The following is an 18,000-nucleotide window of genomic DNA, read 5'->3' on the forward strand; positions in this document are numbered from 1 at the left end:
ATCGAGACGATGCGCCGAACGATCACAGGCTACCATCAGGACGATGTGAACGATTGGGTGGCCGAGCTGAGCTGTGGACATGGCCAGCACGTCCGGCACAAGCCGCCGCTCTTCTTGCGCCCCTGGGTCGTCACGTCCGAGGGCCGCGCATCGATGCTCGGCACCGAGCTCGACTGCGTGCGCTGCGATCGGCTCGAGATGCCCGACGGGCTGGTCGCGTACAAGCGCACGGCCGAGTTCGATGAGGTCACGATCCCTTCCGGCCTGCGAAAGAACCATTCCACCAAGCCCGGCGTATGGGGGGTGATCCACGTGATCTCGGGGCGGCTGCGCTACCGGATCGATGGGCTCGGCGGTCGAGAGCTCTCTCTCGATCCAGAGAGCCCAGGGATCGTCGTCCCCGAGGTGCTGCACCACGTCGATCCCGACGGCCCGGTGCGGTTCTTCGTGGAGTTTCGACGCAAGGGCGGGTAACCCGGCCCGCTGAATGGGACGGTCACACCGAGCGTTCTGGGTCCTCATGAGCCGATCCTCCATCGCCCTGCTGGTCGCCGCCGTCGTCGGGTGTAGCCCGCCTTCTCCCACCCCGTCGGCGAGCGTCTCCGCGGCTCCTGCAGAGCCAGGCCGAGCTCCGGCGCCCGGCGCGACCACGCCCCCGGCCGGCACCTCCGCCGTGGAAAGCCCGGCGCCCGCGGCAGCACCCCAGGCCGCCACCGACACCGCCGACGGCTCCAAGGCGAGCCTCGACGATCCGCGGATCCAGAAGATCAGGGCCCGGTATCAGGACATCCAGGCCCGCAAGGACCTCACGCGAAGCGAGCTCCGCTTCGAGTGCGCCGGCGCCGAGGGACGCGGCGAGCTCCGGCTGTACCAGGCGGACGGCGCGATCCAGAAGGCGGAGATCGCGTCCGCCGACGCGGGGCACGGCGAGTCGACGTACCAGTTCTACTACGACCAGGGCCAGCTGGTCTTCGCGCTGCACGACGACGGATCCTGGGCCTTTGACGGGACGAGGGGTACGCCGGACAAGCCGGCGACGACGAGCAGCGTCACGCAGCGCCGGTACTATGTGCACGAAGGCGAGCCCGTGCTCTGCATCAAGAAGCACGCGAAAGGTCCCACGGAGAAGCTCGGCCCCTTGCTGGAGCAGGCGCCCAACCAGCCTGACGATTGCTCCAGGGCCAAGAAGACGCAGCAGATCGCCTCCGCCGCCCTGGCGGGCGCGAAGCCCACGACCATGGATGCGCTCAAGAAGCTGCTCTGCAACTGAGCCCAGCGGCGCGACCGGGCGGTCGATCTTCTCGAGATATCTCGGACATCGGACCGGAAGACATGCGGCGCGCAGGCTCTTCCTCCAGGTCTTGCCGCCGCTGGCCGAGCTGCTCGTGGAGCCGGCATGCTCGGGCGAGACGGTCTCACCAGGCGAAGCTCAGGACACCTCGCGTGGCTCCTGGCGCGCGCGCCGGAACATCGCGATCCCGAGCAGGATCCCGCCCGCCACGATGGCGATGTCAGCGACGTTGAACACCGGCCAGCGGTGAAGGTGGATGAAGTCGATGACGTAGCCGCGGACGCCGCGGTCAATCGCGTTCCCGACCGCGCCGGCGACGATGAGCGCGTACCCGGCCTGCTCGGTGACCGACGCGCGGCGGCTGCTCCACCAGCCCAGGAGCACCACGCCGAGGACGACCATCGAGCACACCAGGAGGACCGCCACCTTCGCCGGCGACTGGATGCCCCGGAGCAGGCTGAAGGCCATGTCGTGGTTCTCGGCGTAACGGAGATCGAGCACCCCCGGCACGATCGACAGGGGACCTCGCCGCTCGAGCGCGGCCTGCGCGACCGCCTTGGTCGCATGATCGCACCCCACCAGGGCCAGCGTGAACAGAATCAGGACCCAGCCCATCACACGTCGCGCCATGGCCGACGGAACACGGCGCCCTGGCGGTTTGTTCCCGGTCTCTCGCTCGAGAGAGGACGGTGTGGAGCCAGCGCCGCCCCCGAGCGGGCTTCAGGCGAGAAAGCCCGGCAGCGGCCCGCAGTTCGGCTCGATGCCGATGCCCGTCGCGGCGTGGCCGAGCGCGTTCATCACCGACGTGAGCAGCTTGTTCGAGCTCTGCGCGGTGGTGTTGTTGATGTACTGGCCCACGTTCACGCCCAGGTTCTTCCCGCCGATGACCAGGTACTGCATGTCCCGCGGGTTGTGGCTGTGGTTCGTGCCGCTCTCCACGCCCCAGAGCAGGATCGTGTTGTCGAGCATCGTGCCGCTGCCCTCGCGGATGCCCGCGAGCCGCTTCGCCAGGTAGGCGATATGGCTCGCCCAGAAACGATCGAACAGCATGAAGGCCTGGCGCGTGGTCATCGACTCACCACCGACGCTGACGCTGTCGTTCGTGCGGCTGACGTGCGCCACCACGTCGTGCCAGCTCTGGCCGAAGCCGAGGAGGCCCTCGTGGTGGCCGCCGGAGAAGCTGAAGTGGTAGTCCGCGACCCGCGTGCGATCGCACGTGAACGCGCTCACGATGATGTCGGCCTGGATCTGCGCCCAGCGCGTGATCGTCGTCGCGTTGTTGGTGCTGCCGTTGTAGCCGGAGGTGTCCGCGCGCTCGCACGCCGCGCCGGCCGGTACCGACGTGCCGCCGCCCATGCCCGCGATGCGCTTCTCGAGCTCGAACAGCGCTTCCACATGGAGCTCGAGCTTCTGGCGCTCGGCCTGGCCGAGGAAGCCCTGGATGGTCTTGAGCTCACGCGTGTTGATCTGGAGGATCCGCTGGTCGGCCTTGCGCTTCGCGGCCGCGACGGCATCCGGCATGCCGCCGGGCGTGGGCGTCGGCGTGGCGCCGTCGAAGGTGACGCCGCTGAAGATCGTGCTGAACGCGCGCGCGGGGTCGGCCGTGTGGGTCATGGGCTGGCCGGGGCCGCTGTACGAGATGATATGGCGCTTGTCGGCGCCGCCGCGATCGGCGACGCACAGGTGGATGCTCGCGATCGGCGTGCCGCCGCGCAGGTCGGAGCTCTTGAGCAGGATCTGATCGAGCGAGGGGCCGTTCGCGTGGTGTGAGCTCTCGTCGATGAAGCGCGCGCCCGTGAACAGCTGCGCCATGCCCGCCTCGTGGTGATTCCCGACCGTCCAGGCATGGTCGAGCCGTCGCAAGAACAACATGTTGCTCTCGAGGCCGCGGAAATCGGCGAGCGGCTCCTGGAGCTGGAACGTCGACCCGCTGCCGGTCGGCCACCACTCGGGCGGGTGCGAGTCGGGCGTGAAGATCAGCACCAGCCGCTTGGGCACGAGGGTCTGCGCCTCGACCTCGCGGTGGCGCAGCAGCGGCGCCAGGAAGATCGCGCCGGCCGCGGTCTTCAGGATGTCTCGTCTGGATACGTCGAAGGGCCTGGGCATGTTCGATCCTCGATGGCGGTAGCTATTCGCGCACGCGCTCCACCGTGCTCGGCGAAGACAGGAGCGCCACGAGCAGGTCGCGCAGGAGACCGGTGCGATCCAGCGCCGCCGTGCCCTGCACGACGGGCGGAATACCGCGCGCAGACTCGACCTGACCGAAATAGAAGCGGAAGGCCTGCCGCGCCACGCACTCGCGGACCCAGGTGCTGCGCGACAGCGCTTCTCCCAGCCCCGCGGCGCTGTCGTACTCGCCGTCGACGTCGGTGTTGAGCAGCCGGCCCGCCGCGTCGATCGGCTGCGGCGCGGCCATGGGCGCGGTGAGCGACGGGCTCCTGTACTGCTCGAGCGTCCGATAGCGGCCCGCGCCGTCGAAATTCTCGAGCATGAAGCCGACGTTGTCGATCAGCGCGTGGCAGCTCTTGCAGACCGCCTGCGCGTTGTGCGTCTCGTACAGCTCGCGCGTGGTCTTCGGGGTCATGCGCAGCTCGCTCTCTTCGATCGGCGGCGGGGTGAAGTTCTCGGGCAACGTGATGTGCTGGCACAGCAGCTGATCGCGGATGAACAGGCCGCGGAGCGTCGGAGACGTGAGGTACTGCTTGGCTGTCTTGGAGAGCACGGAGCCGAGGGAGAGCAGGCCGCTCCGCGCGGTGTCCGTCGCGCCCGAGGCGTCGCTGCGGTAAAACGCGGAGAGCGCTGGATCGGCCTCGGGTACAGGCGCCGTGAACAGGCTCGCGATCGAGCCCTCCATGCCTCCGTTCGCGCGGAGAAAGCGCTGCGTCTCGGCGGACATCGCCCCCTTCACATCGGCGAAGCCGGGGAACACGTCCTCGAATTTCTCCACCTCGGCCTCGAACGTGTGCAACCGCAACCACTGGACGAGGAAATGACCGAGCTGGTCGGCGGCGCCCGGCGTCGAGAGCAGCTGGTCGATGTGCCCGGAAAGCAGCGCGGGATCGGCCAGCTCGCCGCGATCGGCGGCGGCGGCCAGCGTCGCAGAGGGCGGCTCGCCGAGCACGCTGTACGAAAGGAAGGTCGCGATCTCGTGGTCAGTCAGCCGAAAGGCCGCTTTCGCCTCGTCGCTCGGCGCGCCGATCTCGGTCCGGTACAAGAAATAGGGCGAGTTCAGCACGCCCTTCAACACCCAGCGGAACGGCAGCGCCGGATCCCCGGACTCGGCGGCGAGATCGAACACTTCGCCATAATGGGTCAGGTCCTCCGCCGTCGCGGGCCGCCGGAACGCCTTGCTGACCGCCGCGCGCACGAAGTCCGCCTTGCACGTCGCGTCGACCTTGCCGCACGGAATCAATGTGCTGAGCTGCCGGTCGCCGAGCGCGAGCACCGCGGCCTCGGCCTTCGCCGCGTACTGCTCGGCCAGGGTCACGCGGACGAGCCCGCTGGTGGACATGTTCGGATAGATGCCGTTGTCCGGCACGGGCTCCATGTCCGAAATGTCGATCGACACGCCGAGCAAGCCCTGGACGGAGCGACCGTACTCCTCCGGGGTGAGCAGCCATGTGCGGGCGCGCAGCGCCGCGGAGGCGGGCTTGGGCGCCGCGTACGGCAAGCTCCCGTCGGCCTGCGGCGGGGGAACGTCGCTGCCAATCTCGCCGCCAGCCGCGCCCGAGGACGGATCGCCGAGCTGCCCGGTGCAGGCGGGCGCCAGAGAACCCAGAACGAAGATCCAGCCAAACGATCGAAGATGCATATCGGATCTCCACATGGGTACGCGGCGCCGATCGAAACCGCTCCCGTCGAGGAGGCTGGAAGTCCAAACGCTGTCCGTGAGTCAAACCGCCCGAAGCCGCCCATACAGCGTTATTGTTGCGCTGCAGTGGATGGCGAAGGTCCCGCTGCGGCCCCGCTCCCCTCGCCCGCGGCACCTTCTTTGACTTTGCTCTCGGCGGGGCCGCCGTGCCCCGGGCGGGCGACTCGCGGCGCCCGGTGTCGTCGCATTCTCGAACCGCCTCTCCTGGGGGCATCGTATCGACGCAGAAATCTGCGCGCACCTTGCGCGCCTTCACATTCCCGAAGGTTTCGGTTTTGATCATCGCCGCGCGCAGCGGCCCAGTGGTTTCCGGTCGGCGCGGTGCCACTCACGCTGTAAGTTTGTCTCGAACCCCCTGGCCCGCTGCAGCCGGCAGGTCGAACCCAGGGTGAATCAGACCGCCTTTCGCGGCTTCTTCACCGCGCGGAGCCTGCCTGTCGCCGGGTCGCCGCACCACAGGCGGCCGCTCGCGTCCGCCTCGACGCCGGAGAGGCGCACGCTCTCCGGCAGCGCGAGCCGGTCCAGGACCTCGCCGCTCCGGGGATCGACGCGGCGGAGCTCCGACGGCGCGCCCTCCTCCTCGCACATCACGCCGTGCCAGAGATCGCCGTCGGTCCACGTGACGCCAGTGACGAGCCGATCGGAGACGAGCGTGCGGAGGACGGCCCCGCGCTCGGGATCGATCTTGAGGATCTTCCGCTCGCGGTAGATGCCCGCATAAAGCGCGCCGTCGGCCCACGCGAGCCCGCTCACGGGCGTCGCGTCGAAGCCCGGCACCTCGCCGACCGCGGCCCCGCTCGCGGGATCGATCTTCCGGATCCTGCCGCCCCCGACGACCCACAGGTGGCGCCCGTCGAACGCCACCCCGGCGCTCGCGGGCGCCTTCAGGCGACGCAGCACGCGGCCGCTCTCGGGCTCGGTGGACACGAGGTCTCCGCGATCGCCGTGCGCGAACCACACCGCCTGTCCGTCGAACGCGACCCCGTGGATCGACTCCACCCCTTCGAACGTGCGCTCCGCGATGATCTCGGCCTGTCGGGCTTTCACGGTCCACTCCTTCCTCGCCCCGCGCACTCAACCAGGGAGCGCGAGCCCGAGGAGCAACATTTGTGACGCGATCGACAGCGCCGCTCTGGGCCTCGCGTAGCGCCGCGAGGGGCCGCTGCCGGTGACCTCGACCGCGCGCGCGAGCGAGAGCTCCGCGAGCGCGCGCTGCACCGTGCGCGCGCTCTTGCCGAGCGCGGCGCCGATGGCCGAGGCGCTCCACGCGGCGCCGTCCGAGAGGAGCGCGCGGATGGCGCCCGCGTCGCCCGGATCGAGCGGCGCGAGGACGACCACCTCCACGCCCGCGCCGAGCTCCCAGCGGTACGCGTTCCCGAGCGCGCGCACGACCCCGACGCCGCCGAGCTCGGCGCGCAGGCGCCCCACCTCGACGCGCAGCCGCCGCCGGTGGGACTCGTTGACCGCGCGGACGCCGAACGCGGCGCGCGCGAGGTCGTCGCTCGCGATCGCCGCAGGGTGAGCCCGGGCGAGCGCCTCGAGCAGGGCGAACAGGACCGGTCGACGCGCGAGGTCGGCCCGCACCTCGCCGCCGTCGAGGACGCGGCGGCGGAGCGCGTCCACGACGACCCGCCCCGCGGGCGCGGCGACAAGGGCCTCGACGTCGGCGAGGCGCACGGGCTCGTCGCGGCCGCCCTGGACGAGGCGCGCCACGGGCTCGTCGTGCGCGCGGAGGAAGCGCTCGGCCTCGGCGATGAGCAGCGGATGTCCGCTCGCCCGCGCCCACGCCGCGGCCTGCTCGGCCGCGAGCCGCGCCGAGGACGCGCGCACGAGCCGCGCGTGCACCTCGGCGCGCACGAGGGCCAGCGCGGCCCTGGTGAACACGGGCGCGTCGCTCGTGACCGTGGCCTCGGCGGCCGCGAGCGCCCGCTCCGCCTCCGCGACGCGGCCTTCGAGGAGCGCGGCCCGCGCCGCGCCCAGGCGAGCCCACGCCGCGTTCGTGGGATCGCCGGCGCGCTCGAGCGCGTCACCCGCCTCGACGAGCCCCTGCCATGCCTCGCCGATCTCCCGCTGCGCGAGCGCGATCTCCGCGAGGGCCGCGCTCGCGCGCGCCCGGGCGCGCTCGGCGCCCGCAGCAGCGAACGCCCGCGCGGCGCGGCCGAGCGCGGCCTTCGCCTCCGGATAGGCGCCCATCTGCGCGAGCGCGATCCCGCGGAGCGCGAGCGCGTGTGGACCTCCGAAGGGGCCGACCACCTTCAGCGCGTCGAGCGCGTCGCCCGCGGCGAGCGAGCGGGCCGCCAGCGCGCCGAGCTCGGCGGGGACCTCGGCCGTCGCATCCATCGCGGCAGCGTCGCACGCCCGGCGGCGCGCGCCAACGGATCGCGACATCGATGTTGCTGTCGCGGCCAGAGGCGCCGTGGTCATTTCCACGGGTCAGCGGCCGGCGCGGCGAGGCGCCGCGCGCGCCGCCCACAGGAGGAGATCCCCATGTGCCCTGCGTGCCTCGCGTCCATCGGATGGGTCCTCGCCCAGGCGGCCTCCGCCGGCGCCGTGACCGCCATCGCCGTCAAGAAGCTCCGGAACCGGAACCAGAGCAGGAGCGCCGCCGGCGCCCCCGCGTCGAAGGGAGAGCGCCGATGAGCCGCGCCCAGATCGCTTCGAGGGAAGAGTGGCTGGCGGCCCGCCTGGCGCTGCTGGAGAGAGAGAAAGAGCACGATCGGCGGCGCGACGCGCTGAGCGCCGCGCGCCGAGAGCTGCCGTGGGTGAGGGTCGACAAGGCCTATGTGTTCGACGCCCCTTCAGGCAAGCTGACGCTGCGCGAGCTCTTCGGCGAGCGCCGGCAGCTCCTCGTCTACCATTTCATGTTCGCGCCGAGCTGGGATGAAGGCTGCAAGAGCTGCTCGTACGTGGCCGACAACATCCAGGGTGGCCACGTCCACCTGGCCGCCCGCGACACGGCGTATTGCGCCGTCTCCCGCGCGCCGCTCGCCAGGATCGAGGCGTTCAAGACGCGAATGGGCTGGACGTTCCCGTGGGTCTCCTCGGGTGAGACGGACTTCAACTATGACTATCACGTCTCGTTCCGTGAGGAGGAGCGCGCTCGAGGAGATATGGAGTACAACTTCAAGAAGGCGAGCTCCCCCTTCCCCGAGGCCCCTGGGCTGAGCGTCTTCGCCCGCGACGGTGACGAGGTCTTCCACACCTACTCGACCTATGCGCGCGGGCTCGACGTCCTGATCGGCACCTACAACTACCTGGATCTCACGCCCCTCGGCCGGGACGAGGCCGCGCTCCCTTACACGATGGCGTGGGTCCGCCATCACGACAGGTACCCCACGACGTCAGGCACCTCGCGAAGCGAAGCCGCTGGGGAAAGCGGCTCGTGTGGGTGCGCCGCCTCGGCGCGCGGGCCCGGGTGACCCGGACTCCTCGCGGATTCCGCGCGGCTCACGCCCACGGGCCGCGGGCCGCGCTGCGCGGGGCCGCCCCCCGGTTTCTTGGCCGGTCCGGCCGCCTCGACGGACACTGGCGAGACGGTCGCGATGAAGAAGTGGAGCTTCCTGGCCCTGGGGCGCAGCTACGAGATCACGGATTATGGCCCCAGGTTCGGGATCGAGGTCACACGGGACGGCTACACCGTGTGGACCGGCTACCGTGACGGAGCGCGGCTCGTGACGGACACGAGCACCCTGCCGTCGCGCGAGCTCGTGGCGCTCCGCGAGGAGCTCGTCCTGCGGGCGAGCTCCTGGAGCGCCGCCCCGGGGACGGGCGCGGGTCTGCGTGCGCGCCGGCCGCAGCGCGCGGTCGAGCAGCTCGATCTGCTCGGGGCGCCGCTGCTCGGCGGCTGCCCGCGCTGAGACGACGCGAGCGCGCCCGACTCCACCGCCGGACCGGGTCGACGCACCTGGCCGCCGCCCGCGTCAGCGATCGTGAGCCCGCCGCTGCTCACGCCGCCGCGCCCCGCCAGCCGTCGGCCATCCCACCGCTCTCCCGCGGCACCGGTTGACCGCGCTCGCCCCCACCAGGTCGCCGGGCTGGATTCCGCTCTCACCGCACTTTGGCCCGGGGACCATCGGCAACCCCCGCCCACACGGAACCTCATCCGAGCACGTCGCGCAGCCAACCAGCGCGGGCCAGATCCGTCTAAAGTGCGCCGCCATGGCCAACCCGATCGACGCCGACCCCAACCGTCAGAGAGAAACCCCCGCCCAGCGAGACAACACCACCCAGCAGCGCGACACCCCCGCCGCATTTTTCCGCGGCAACTCGGCGCCGGACGCCCGCACCGGCATGCACCCGGCCGCGCTGCGCCGCGCCTTCGCCGATCACCTGCACTACTCGCGCGCCCGGGAATCGCTGTCCGCCACGCCGTTCGACCGGTACGTCGCCATCGCCCTCTCGGCGCGCGACCGCCTCGTCGACCGGTGGACGAAGACGCAGCACACCTACTACGAGCAGGACGTCAAGCGCGGCTACTACCTCTCCGCAGAGTTCCTCCTCGGCCGGGCGCTCGTCGCCAACCTGCAGGCGCTCGACATCTACGACAGCTTCAAGACCGTGCTCGGCGAGCTCGGCCTCGACCTCGATGAGCTCGTCGAGCAGGAGCCCGACGCCGGGCTCGGCAACGGCGGCCTCGGGCGGCTCGCCGCCTGCTTCCTCGACTCCATGGCCACGATCGGCCTGCCCACCTACGGGTACGGCATCCGGTACGAGTTCGGCATCTTCGAGCAGGTCATCCGCGACGGCTACCAGGTCGAGCGCGCCGACGAGTGGCTCCGCTTCGGCAACCCCTGGGAGGTCGAGCGCCCCGAGCACGCCGTCCCGGTCTCGTTCGGCGGCTACACCGAGCGCGTCCCCGACAAGCGCGGCGGCTTCCGCGTGGTCTGGCGCCCGTCCGAGCAGGTCATCGGCGTCCCGTTCGACACGCCCATCGCGGGCTACCAGTCGAACACCGTCAACACCCTCCGCCTCTGGTCGGCCCGCGCGGGCGAGGAGTTCGACTTCGAGCTCTTCAACGCCGGCGACTACGTGCACGCCGTCCACGAGAAGAACCAGTCGGAGGTCATCTCCAAGGTCCTCTACCCGAACGACAACTTCGACAAGGGCAAGGAGCTGCGCCTCCGGCAGGAGTACTTCTTCGTCGCCTGCTCCATCGCCGACATCGTGAACCGCTACAACCGCGTCCACCCGGACTTCTCGCGCTTCGCCGAGAAGAACGCGATCCAGCTGAACGACACGCACCCCGCCATCGCGATCGCCGAGCTGATGCGCGTCCTCATCGACGACCACCTGCTCACCTGGGAGGACGCGTGGAAGCAGACGGTCGGGGCCTTCGGGTACACGAACCACACCCTGCTGCCCGAGGCGCTCGAGCGCTGGCCCGTCGCGCTCTTCGAGCGGCTCCTGCCGCGGCACCTCGAGATCATCTACGAGATCAACCGGCGGTTCTTGCGCGAGGTCATGGACGCCCACCCGCAGGACCAGGACCGCGTGGCGAGGATGTCCCTCATCGAGGAAGGCCACGAGCGCCACGTGCGCATGGCCCACCTCGCGGTCGTCGGCTCGCACTCGGTGAACGGCGTGGCCAAGCTCCACTCCGAGCTCGTCAAGCGCGACCTGCTCCGCGACTTCTACGACCTCTGGCCCGAGCGGTTCAACAACAAGACGAACGGCGTCACGTTCAGGCGGTGGCTGCTCGCCTGCAACCCCGCGCTCGCCGCGCTCGTCACCGAGAAGGTCGGCCCGAAGTGGGTGACGGAGTTCGAGCGGCTGCGCGAGCTCGAGCGCCACCTCGACGACCCGGAGTTCATCGAGCGGATCGCCGCGGTGAAGCGCGCGAACAAGGTGGCGCTCGCGAAGGTCATCGCGCAGGAGCTCGACATCCACGTCGACCCCTCCTCGATCTTCGACGTCCAGATCAAGCGCCTCCACGAGTACAAGCGCCAGCTGCTCAACGCGCTCCACATCGTCGCGCTCTACCTGCGCCAGAAGCGCGGCGAGCCGGTGGTGCCGCGGACCTTCATCTTCGGCGCCAAGGCGGCGCCCGGCTACCGGCAGGCGAAGCTCATCATCAAGTTCATCCACGCCGTCGCCTACGTCGTGAACGGCGACCGGCGCCACACCGGGCTCCGGGTCGCGTTCATGCCGAACTACCGCGTCTCGCTGGCCGAGCGCATCATCCCCGCCGCCGACGTCTCCGAGCAGATCTCGACCGCGGGCATGGAGGCGTCGGGCACCGGGAACATGAAGCTCGCGCTGAACGGCGCGCTCACCGTCGGCACGCTCGACGGCGCGAACATCGAGATCCGCGACGCGGTGGGCCCGGAGAACTTCTTCCTGTTCGGGCTGACCGCCGACGAGGTGATCGCCCGCCGCGGCGAGCACTTCGAGGGGCGCACCGCGGTGGCCGCCGACCCGGAGCTCCGCGAGGTGATCGAGCTCATCTCGTCGGGCTTCTTCTCCCCGGAGTACCGCGAGCTCTTCCAGCCCCTGCTCGACCGGCTCCTCGGCCGGGACGAGTACATGATGCTCGCCGACTTCAAGGCCTACTCCGCCTGTCAGCGCGAGGTGGAGGCGGCCTACGCCGACCGGCAGAGCTGGCTGCGCAAGTCCGCGCTCAACATCGCGCGCGTGGGCGAGTTCTCCTCGGACCGCACGGTGCGCGAGTACGCGCGCGACATCTGGGGCCTCACGCCCGTCGAGATCGACCTCGGCGCGGCCATGTCGCTCGTGTGACGGCGCCGGCGCGCCCTCCGCCGCGGGCCGCTCGCGCGCCTGTGGCGGGGCGGCCGCGCCCCGCCGGACGGAGCCAGCCGGACAAGGCCGGCGCCCGCGAACGAACCCAGCAGCACCCTCGGCCCGGTTCCATGAGCCGGGCGCCACGGCGGACGGAAAATCCAGGCCCGCGCGTGGCGAAGGGCGCCGCGGCGGAGCATGCTTCCGGGGCGTGAGCCCTCTTCGTCGGCCGCTCGCCGGGGCGGGGCTCTTGCTATCCTTCCCGACGGATTTATGCCGAACGATCCTGAGGAAAGAGAAGACAAACAGGGCGACCTCGCGACCGAGCGGGAACGGAAGGTCGAGAAGGCCCGCCGCTACAAGGTCGTGTTCCACAACGACGACTACACGACGATGGAGTTCGTCGTGCTCGTCCTCATGAAGTTCTTCCACCGCACCGAGACGGAGGCCACGCACATCATGCTGAGCGTGCACCATCGCGGCCACGGGGTCGCCGGCGTGTACACGAAGGATGTCGCCGAGACCAAGGTCGCCCAAGTCCAGGACTTCGCCAAGGAGCACGCGATGCCCCTTCGGTTGACCGCCGAGCCGGAATGACCATGCGCATCAGCCCCGAAGTTGAGATCGCCTTTTCGCTCGCCACCCGGGAGGCCTCGCGCCGCCGGCACGAGTTCGTGACCATCGAGCACCTGCTCTACGCGTTGCTCTTCGACGAGGAGACGGCCGAGGTCCTCCGGCACGCGGGGGGCGACACCCCGCTGCTCAAGAAGAAGCTCGAGCGCTTCCTCGACGAGGAGATCGAGGTGTTGCCGGAGGACGCGGACACGAGCCCGACGCTCTCGCTCGGGTTCCAGCGCGTGGTCGGCCGCGCCGCGATGCACGTGCAGTCCTCGGGCAAGAAGGAGCTCAAGGGGGCGAACGTGCTGGTGGCGATGTTCGCCGAGCGCGACTGCCCGGCCGTGACGCTCCTCGGCGAGCAGGGCATCAGCCGCTTCGACGTCGTGAACTACATCTCGCACGGCATCTCGAAGACGGGCCAGGACGACGGCCTCCGGGAGGAGCCGCCGGAGGAGGGCGGCGAGCCCGGCGCCGCGCAGCCGATCAAGGATCCGCTCGCGGCGTTCACGATGAACCTCAACAAGGAGGCGGCCGAGGGCCGCATCGACCCGCTGGTCGGCCGCGAGAACGAGGTCGCCCGCACGATCCAGGTGCTCGCGCGGCGGCGCAAGAACAACCCCCTGCTCATCGGCGACGCCGGGGTCGGCAAGACGGCGATCGTGGAGGGGCTCGCGCAGCGGATCGAGAAGAAGGACGTGCCCGCGCCGCTCAAGGACGCGACCGTCTACGCGCTCGACATGGGCGCGCTCCTCGCCGGCACGAAGTACCGAGGCGACTTCGAGAACCGCCTCAAGGCGGTGCTGCGCGCGCTCGAGAAGCAGCCGGGATCCGTCCTCTTCATCGACGAGATCCACACGATCATCGGCGCCGGCGCCGCGAGCGGCGGGACGATGGACGCGTCGAACCTGCTCAAGCCCGCGCTGGCCTCGGGCCGCCTGCGCTGCATCGGCGCGACGACGTTCCAGGAGTACCGCGGCCACCTCGAGCGCGACAGCGCGCTCGCGCGGCGCTTCCAGCGCATCGAGGTGTCGGAGCCCTCGGTCGACGAGACGGCGCAGATCCTGAAGGGCCTGCAGAAGCGCTACGAGGAGTTCCACAAGATCACGTACACGGCCGAGGCGATCGACGCCGCAGCCAAGCTGTCGGCGCGGTACCTGCAAGATCGCCGGCTGCCCGACAAGGCGATCGATCTGCTCGACGAGGCGGGCGCGGCGGCGCGCCTTCGCCACGGCGACGGGTACACTGTCGACGCGGCGGACATCGAGCTCGTCGTCGCGAAGATGGCGCAGATCCCGCCGCGCCAGGTGTCGACGTCGGATAAGGCGCAGCTCAAGGATCTCGAGCAGTCGCTGCGCTCGGTGATCTTCGGGCAGGACGAGGCGGTGAAGCAGCTCGCGTCGGCGATCAAGCTGTCGCGCGCGGGGCTGCGCGCGCCGGAGAAGCCGATCGGCTCGTTCCTCTTCTCGGGGCCGACCGGCGTCGGCAAGACCGAGCTCGCGAAGCAGCTCGCCAAGGCGCTCGGCATCGGGTTCCTGCGGTTCGACATGAGCGAGTACCAGGAGCGCCACACCGTCTCGCGGCTCATCGGCGCGCCGCCCGGCTACGTCGGCTTCGACCGCGGCGGCCTGCTCACGGAGGCGGCGGCGAAGACGCCGCACGCGGTGCTGCTGCTCGACGAGATCGAGAAGGCCCACCCGGACGTGTTCCAGGTCCTGCTCCAGGTGATGGACCACGGCACGCTGACCGACAACAACGGCAAGAAGAGCGACTTCCGCCACATGGTGCTGATCATGACGAGCAACGTGGGCGCGCGGGAGCTCGCGCAGGCGCGCGTCGGCTTCGGCGAGCGAGGGACGGCGGGCGACGACGACAAGGCCTACAAGAACACGTTCAGCCCGGAGTTCAGGAACCGGCTGGACGCGCGCATCATGTTCCGGGCGCTGGATCCGTCGGTCATGGGCAGCATCGTGGACAAGTTCGTCGGCGAGCTCGCGGCGATGCTGGCGGATCGATCGGTGACGGTCGAGGTGACGGACCGGGCGCGGGCGGAGCTCGCGACGCGAGGGTACGATCCGGCGAACGGGGCGCGGCCGCTCGGGCGCGTCATCGAGAACGACATCAAGCGGCGGCTCGGGGACGAGCTGCTCTTCGGGGCCCTCGAGAACGGGGGGAACGTCGCGGTCGACTTCGAAGGCGGGGAGTTCACGTTCAAGTTCTCGGCGGCGAACGGGGGGGGCGCGGAGAAGGCGAAGGCGAACGGGGCGGCGGTCGAGCCGGAGGCCGTCGGCTAGGACGGAAGCGACGGAGCCAGCAGGGAGGGGGTGCCCGTGCGCGCGGGCGGCGGGGGCCCCTCCCACGAACTCGCGCCTTTTGGGGGGCGATTGCCGTGGGTACGGGAGAGGTGGGTCGAGAGCGATAGGCTGCGATGCGGGCCGGCGCTCGGGTTCGTGGGGCCCTACCCCGCCGCCCGCACGCACGGGCACCCCCTCCCTGCTGGCTCTTCCAAGGGGGGTTGGGGGGTAACGGGGGTGGGGTCAGTTCAGGGAGTGCGGCATCGCCAGGGTGAACGACGCGATCTCGGCGTCGAAGACGCGGCCGTCAGGGCGGTGCATCTGGTAGGTGCCGCGCATCGTGCCGCGCGGGGTCTCGAGCACACAGCCGCTCGTGTACTCGAAATGCTCGCCTGGCTTGAGCGAGGGCTGCTGGCCGACGACGCCAGGGCCGCGCACCTCCTCCACCTTCCCGCTGCCGTGCGTGATGATCCAGTGCCGCGTCCTCAGCTGGGCAGGCTCGGTGCCTTCGTTCGCGATCCGCACGGTGTAAGCAAAGACGTAGCGGTGCTCCGTCGGGGATGACTGCGTGGGGACGTAGACCGTCGAGACGGTGACCCGGATGCCCTGCGTGATGGCCGTCGACACAACCACGCACTGCCACCGCTGCGGCGCGCGCACAAGGGCCCGGCCGCGCAGCGCGCACAAGGGCCCGGCCGCGCAGCGCGCGCACATGAGGCGGCAACCGGCTCGGAGCGCCGCGGCTCGGTGTGACGACGAGACGGCCGGGCTCCCGGCGACCCGGCGTTGACAGCTTCCGGCCTCATCCGCACGTTTCGGTGAACCTTGGGTCGACGAACCGTGGAGGACCCGCCGTGGGCGAACAGAACCGTATCTGTGTTCGAGATGCAGTTGGCGAGCCGTTCGTCCCGATCGCGATCCTGCCGCCGAGGCGCGGCGAGAGGGCGGCGATGATCCAGAACGGCGATCCCACCTCCGGAGAGGCGGAAAATCACGGCCTCGGGCTCACGGCCATCGGCCCCGTCATGCCGGAGCGCAAGATCCGCGAGTGGGCCCTCGTCCTCCAGTCGAGCGAGCTTTGGCACGCCGTGCGGTACACGCCGGCAGGCTGGGTGCTCCTCGTGCGCGACGAGGACTACGCCCTCGCCGCAGGCTCGATCGATCGGTACGAAGCGGAGAACCGCAACTGGCCCCCGCTCCGCCCGCGCGAGCGGCTGCGCCACCCTCCGTCCATGGTCGCCGGCGTCGCGTTCGCCGCGCTCGCCCTCTTCTTCTTCCTCGTCACCGGGCCCGCGAGCGGCGGCGGACGCTGGTTCCAGCGCGGCGCCTCCGTCGCCGACCTTGTCGTGGGACCAGAGCCGTGGCGCGCCATCACCGCGCTCACGCTGCATGCCGACTCGGCCCACGTGCTCGGCAACGTCATCTCCGGGACGGTCTTCGCGTCCGCCGTGCAGCGCCGCCTCGGGCCGGGCGGCGCAGCGCTCGCCGTGGTCGCGTCGGGCGCGATCGGGAACTTCGCGAACGCGCTCTGGCACCAGAGCATGGGCCAGTACCACGCCTCGATCGGCGCCTCCACGGCGGTGTTCGGCGCGATCGGGCTGCTCGCCGCCACGCAGCTGATGCTCGACCGCGCGCACGACAAGGAGAGCGGCGAGAAGCGCCACCTCCTCCACCTCGTCGCGCCGCTCGTGGGAGGCCTCGCCCTCCTCGGCGCCCTCGGCGCGAGCCCACGCTCCGACCTCGGCGCGCACGCCTTCGGGTTGCTCAGCGGCGCCGCGATCGGGGTCGTCGCCGGCCTGTCGCTGCGCAACCGGCCCGCGCCGCGGCGCCCCGTCGTCCAGGTCGCGCTGGGCGCGACCGCGGCGGCGCTCGTCCTCGGCGCGTGGCAGATCGCACTCATCACCTGAGCGCACGACCGCGGCGGCGCTCGTCCTCGGCGCGTCGCGCGCGCTCATCGCCTGAGCGCGACCTCAGTCGACAGGCCAGATCCCCACGGTGCCGCCGACCCAGGTCAGGTCGCGGTTATGATCGACGCCGAGCATCCTCCCGCGCGAGAGCCGCACCAGGTTGAGGACGAGCGAGAGCTCGGGCTCGTCCGGCGCGCGCAGGAACATCATCCGCACCTCGGCCTTCACCCCGTTCCCGTCGGGCATCGCGAGCGCCGGCTCGTACGCGACCTTCTCCTGGAGCAGCCAGCCCGAGCGCTCCCCCTCCGGGATCGCGGCGATGTCCTCGGGCGTGACATCCACCTTCACCCCGGAGCCCGCGAAGGAGAACAGCGGCTTGAGCACGTAACGCTCGAGATCCAGCGGCGCGCCCTCCAGCGCGCTCAGCGTCCGCGCCCGCGGGAGCGCGGGGTGATCGATGTAGGGCAGCGTGTACTTCGACCAGGTCCAGTACCAGTTCGGGTGCGAGCACCACGTGACGTCGAGCGGATCGCCGTACCGGAACGGGAGCTCGACCCGCTTCGACTGGAGCTCGTCGAACACGACGCGGTTGTACAGCCGGCGGACCTGGACGAGCCGCCCGCCCACGCGGCGGAACAGCCGGTCCCCCTCCCGGACGAGCGCCGTCGGACAGACGGCGTCGACGCCGACGAGGAGCTTCGTGGCCACGAAGTCGGGGTAGGTCTTCTGCTTCTCCGGCGCGAGGTCGAGCAGGACCACCGACTCTTCGGGCTCTCCCGCGAGGATCGCGCGGCGGAGCTGCGCGAGGACGTCGGCGGTGCTCCGGCCCCCGAAGCAGCACGACCAGCGCCGGTCGAGGCCCGGCATCCCGGCGAGCACCTCGGCCATGATCTCGACCTGGACGAGCATGAGCGCGTAGAGCGACGGGAACGCCTGCAGCTCGACCACCTTGCCCGTGAGCTCGCCGTCTGGGCCGCGCACGATCGCGAAGTCGACCTGCACGCAGTTGGGGAGCGGATCCATGCCCGGGACGTCGAGGTGCGCAGGGATGGCGCGCTTCATCTGCGCGATGAGCGCGGGGCTCGAGATCTGTCGCACGATCTCCGTCGCGGAGCGCTCGAGGTCGTCGCGCAGCCCGTGGGGCAGGAACAGCGGCGTCTCGGCGACGCGGAACGGGATCGCGCACCCGAGCCGCCGCTCGAGCCGGCCGAGGTAGTCCGCGTAGGTCGACGGCCCGAAGGCAGCGTTGAACGCGCGCCGGAAGGTGGGGTCCATGTATTTGTATTT

At 70.7% G+C, this 18,000-nt stretch carries 16 protein-coding genes; 9 read left to right on the forward strand and 7 right to left on the reverse strand.

The window, feature by feature from the left end; all coding sequences use genetic code 11:
* Positions 1–9 precede the first annotated feature (9 nt).
* Both WME97_RS24050 and WME97_RS24055 read left to right on the forward strand, forming a co-directional pair.
* Entirely contained in the window at positions 10–474 is a 465-nt protein-coding gene (locus WME97_RS24050; RefSeq protein ID WP_437555080.1) for a DUF3565 domain-containing protein, read from the forward strand.
* A gap of 46 nt (positions 475–520) precedes the next feature.
* Positions 521–1,270, forward strand: a complete 750-nt coding sequence (locus tag WME97_RS24055; RefSeq protein WP_437555081.1) for a hypothetical protein — start codon at positions 521–523, stop codon at positions 1,268–1,270.
* A 159-nt stretch (positions 1,271–1,429) separates the two neighbouring features.
* Here the strand turns inward: WME97_RS24055 and lspA are convergent, their stop codons facing one another.
* From lspA to WME97_RS24080, 5 genes are all read right to left on the reverse strand, one after another.
* Positions 1,430–1,906, reverse strand: coding sequence for a signal peptidase II (lspA, locus tag WME97_RS24060; protein WP_437555082.1), 477 nt, complete (start codon positions 1,904–1,906; stop codon positions 1,430–1,432).
* 105 nt (positions 1,907–2,011) lie between these two features.
* On the reverse strand, positions 2,012–3,397 hold the full coding sequence (locus WME97_RS24065; protein ID WP_437555083.1) for a DUF1552 domain-containing protein: 1,386 nt from the start codon (positions 3,395–3,397) through the stop codon (positions 2,012–2,014).
* Positions 3,398–3,419: 22 nt separating this feature from the next.
* Positions 3,420–5,102 (reverse strand): DUF1588 domain-containing protein, encoded by a 1,683-nt coding sequence (locus WME97_RS24070; RefSeq protein WP_437555084.1) that lies wholly within the window; start codon positions 5,100–5,102, stop codon positions 3,420–3,422.
* A 453-nt stretch (positions 5,103–5,555) separates the two neighbouring features.
* Entirely contained in the window at positions 5,556–6,209 is a 654-nt protein-coding gene (locus tag WME97_RS24075) for a Vgb family protein (RefSeq protein WP_437555085.1), read from the reverse strand.
* Between the two features lie 27 nt (positions 6,210–6,236).
* Entirely contained in the window at positions 6,237–7,550 is a 1,314-nt protein-coding gene (locus tag WME97_RS24080; protein WP_437555086.1) for a helix-turn-helix domain-containing protein, read from the reverse strand.
* 99 nt (positions 7,551–7,649) lie between these two features.
* Between WME97_RS24080 and WME97_RS24085 the strand changes: the two genes are divergently transcribed.
* The 6 genes from WME97_RS24085 to clpA all read left to right on the forward strand — a co-directional run bounded on the left by WME97_RS24085 (position 7,650) and on the right by clpA (position 14,806).
* Positions 7,650–7,802 (forward strand): hypothetical protein, encoded by a 153-nt coding sequence (locus tag WME97_RS24085; protein ID WP_437331036.1) that lies wholly within the window; start codon positions 7,650–7,652, stop codon positions 7,800–7,802.
* Complete coding sequence (locus WME97_RS24090) at positions 7,799–8,581, forward strand: DUF899 domain-containing protein (RefSeq protein WP_437555087.1); 783 nt, start codon at positions 7,799–7,801, stop codon at positions 8,579–8,581. The genes WME97_RS24085 and WME97_RS24090 overlap by 4 nt, the downstream gene beginning before the upstream one ends.
* A gap of 123 nt (positions 8,582–8,704) precedes the next feature.
* Positions 8,705–9,019 carry a hypothetical protein gene (locus tag WME97_RS24095; RefSeq protein WP_437555088.1) on the forward strand — a complete coding sequence of 105 codons (315 nt, stop codon included), beginning with the start codon at positions 8,705–8,707 and terminating at the stop codon, positions 9,017–9,019.
* A 301-nt stretch (positions 9,020–9,320) separates the two neighbouring features.
* On the forward strand, positions 9,321–11,897 hold the full coding sequence (locus WME97_RS24100; RefSeq protein ID WP_437555089.1) for a glycogen/starch/alpha-glucan phosphorylase: 2,577 nt from the start codon (positions 9,321–9,323) through the stop codon (positions 11,895–11,897).
* Positions 11,898–12,170: 273 nt separating this feature from the next.
* Positions 12,171–12,494, forward strand: a complete 324-nt coding sequence (gene clpS / locus WME97_RS24105; RefSeq protein WP_272093285.1) for an ATP-dependent Clp protease adapter ClpS — start codon at positions 12,171–12,173, stop codon at positions 12,492–12,494.
* Complete coding sequence (clpA, locus tag WME97_RS24110) at positions 12,491–14,806, forward strand: ATP-dependent Clp protease ATP-binding subunit ClpA (protein WP_437555090.1); 2,316 nt, start codon at positions 12,491–12,493, stop codon at positions 14,804–14,806. Before clpS ends, clpA begins: the two co-directional genes overlap by 4 nt.
* A 243-nt stretch (positions 14,807–15,049) precedes the next feature.
* Here clpA and apaG read toward each other — a convergent pair whose 3' ends face one another.
* Entirely contained in the window at positions 15,050–15,433 is a 384-nt protein-coding gene (gene apaG, locus WME97_RS24115) for a Co2+/Mg2+ efflux protein ApaG (protein WP_044965505.1), read from the reverse strand.
* Positions 15,434–15,660: 227 nt separating this feature from the next.
* Here apaG and WME97_RS24120 point away from each other — a divergent pair, with 227 nt between their 5' ends.
* Positions 15,661–16,713, forward strand: coding sequence for a rhomboid family intramembrane serine protease (locus tag WME97_RS24120; protein WP_437555091.1), 1,053 nt, complete (start codon positions 15,661–15,663; stop codon positions 16,711–16,713).
* Positions 16,714–16,776: 63 nt separating this feature from the next.
* Here WME97_RS24120 and WME97_RS24125 read toward each other — a convergent pair whose 3' ends face one another.
* On the reverse strand, positions 16,777–17,988 hold the full coding sequence (locus WME97_RS24125; RefSeq protein WP_437555092.1) for a hypothetical protein: 1,212 nt from the start codon (positions 17,986–17,988) through the stop codon (positions 16,777–16,779).
* Positions 17,989–18,000 lie beyond the last annotated feature (12 nt).

Origin of the sequence: Sorangium sp. So ce367 (assembly GCF_051520455.1) — a bacterium.
Taxonomy (GTDB): Bacteria; Myxococcota_A; Polyangia; order Polyangiales; family Polyangiaceae; genus Sorangium; species Sorangium cellulosum_B.

What these genes read in the sequence shown, in the direction of transcription:
- lspA (WP_437555082.1), bottom strand. Translation starts at nt 1,906, where the DNA reads ATGGGCTGGGTCCTGATTCTGTTCACGCTGGCCCTGGTGGGGTGCGAT.
- clpA (WP_437555090.1), top strand. Translation starts at nt 12,491, where the DNA reads ATGACCATGCGCATCAGCCCCGAAGTTGAGATCGCCTTTTCGCTCGCC.
- WME97_RS24050 (WP_437555080.1), top strand. Translation starts at nt 10, where the DNA reads ATGCGCCGAACGATCACAGGCTACCATCAGGACGATGTGAACGATTGG.
- WME97_RS24065 (WP_437555083.1), bottom strand. Translation starts at nt 3,397, where the DNA reads ATGCCCAGGCCCTTCGACGTATCCAGACGAGACATCCTGAAGACCGCG.
- clpS (WP_272093285.1), top strand. Translation starts at nt 12,171, where the DNA reads ATGCCGAACGATCCTGAGGAAAGAGAAGACAAACAGGGCGACCTCGCG.
- WME97_RS24125 (WP_437555092.1), bottom strand. Translation starts at nt 17,988, where the DNA reads ATGGACCCCACCTTCCGGCGCGCGTTCAACGCTGCCTTCGGGCCGTCG.
- WME97_RS24100 (WP_437555089.1), top strand. Translation starts at nt 9,321, where the DNA reads ATGGCCAACCCGATCGACGCCGACCCCAACCGTCAGAGAGAAACCCCC.
- WME97_RS24090 (WP_437555087.1), top strand. Translation starts at nt 7,799, where the DNA reads ATGAGCCGCGCCCAGATCGCTTCGAGGGAAGAGTGGCTGGCGGCCCGC.
- WME97_RS24055 (WP_437555081.1), top strand. Translation starts at nt 521, where the DNA reads ATGAGCCGATCCTCCATCGCCCTGCTGGTCGCCGCCGTCGTCGGGTGT.
- WME97_RS24095 (WP_437555088.1), top strand. Translation starts at nt 8,705, where the DNA reads ATGAAGAAGTGGAGCTTCCTGGCCCTGGGGCGCAGCTACGAGATCACG.
- WME97_RS24085 (WP_437331036.1), top strand. Translation starts at nt 7,650, where the DNA reads ATGTGCCCTGCGTGCCTCGCGTCCATCGGATGGGTCCTCGCCCAGGCG.
- WME97_RS24070 (WP_437555084.1), bottom strand. Translation starts at nt 5,102, where the DNA reads ATGCATCTTCGATCGTTTGGCTGGATCTTCGTTCTGGGTTCTCTGGCG.
- WME97_RS24080 (WP_437555086.1), bottom strand. Translation starts at nt 7,550, where the DNA reads ATGTCGCGATCCGTTGGCGCGCGCCGCCGGGCGTGCGACGCTGCCGCG.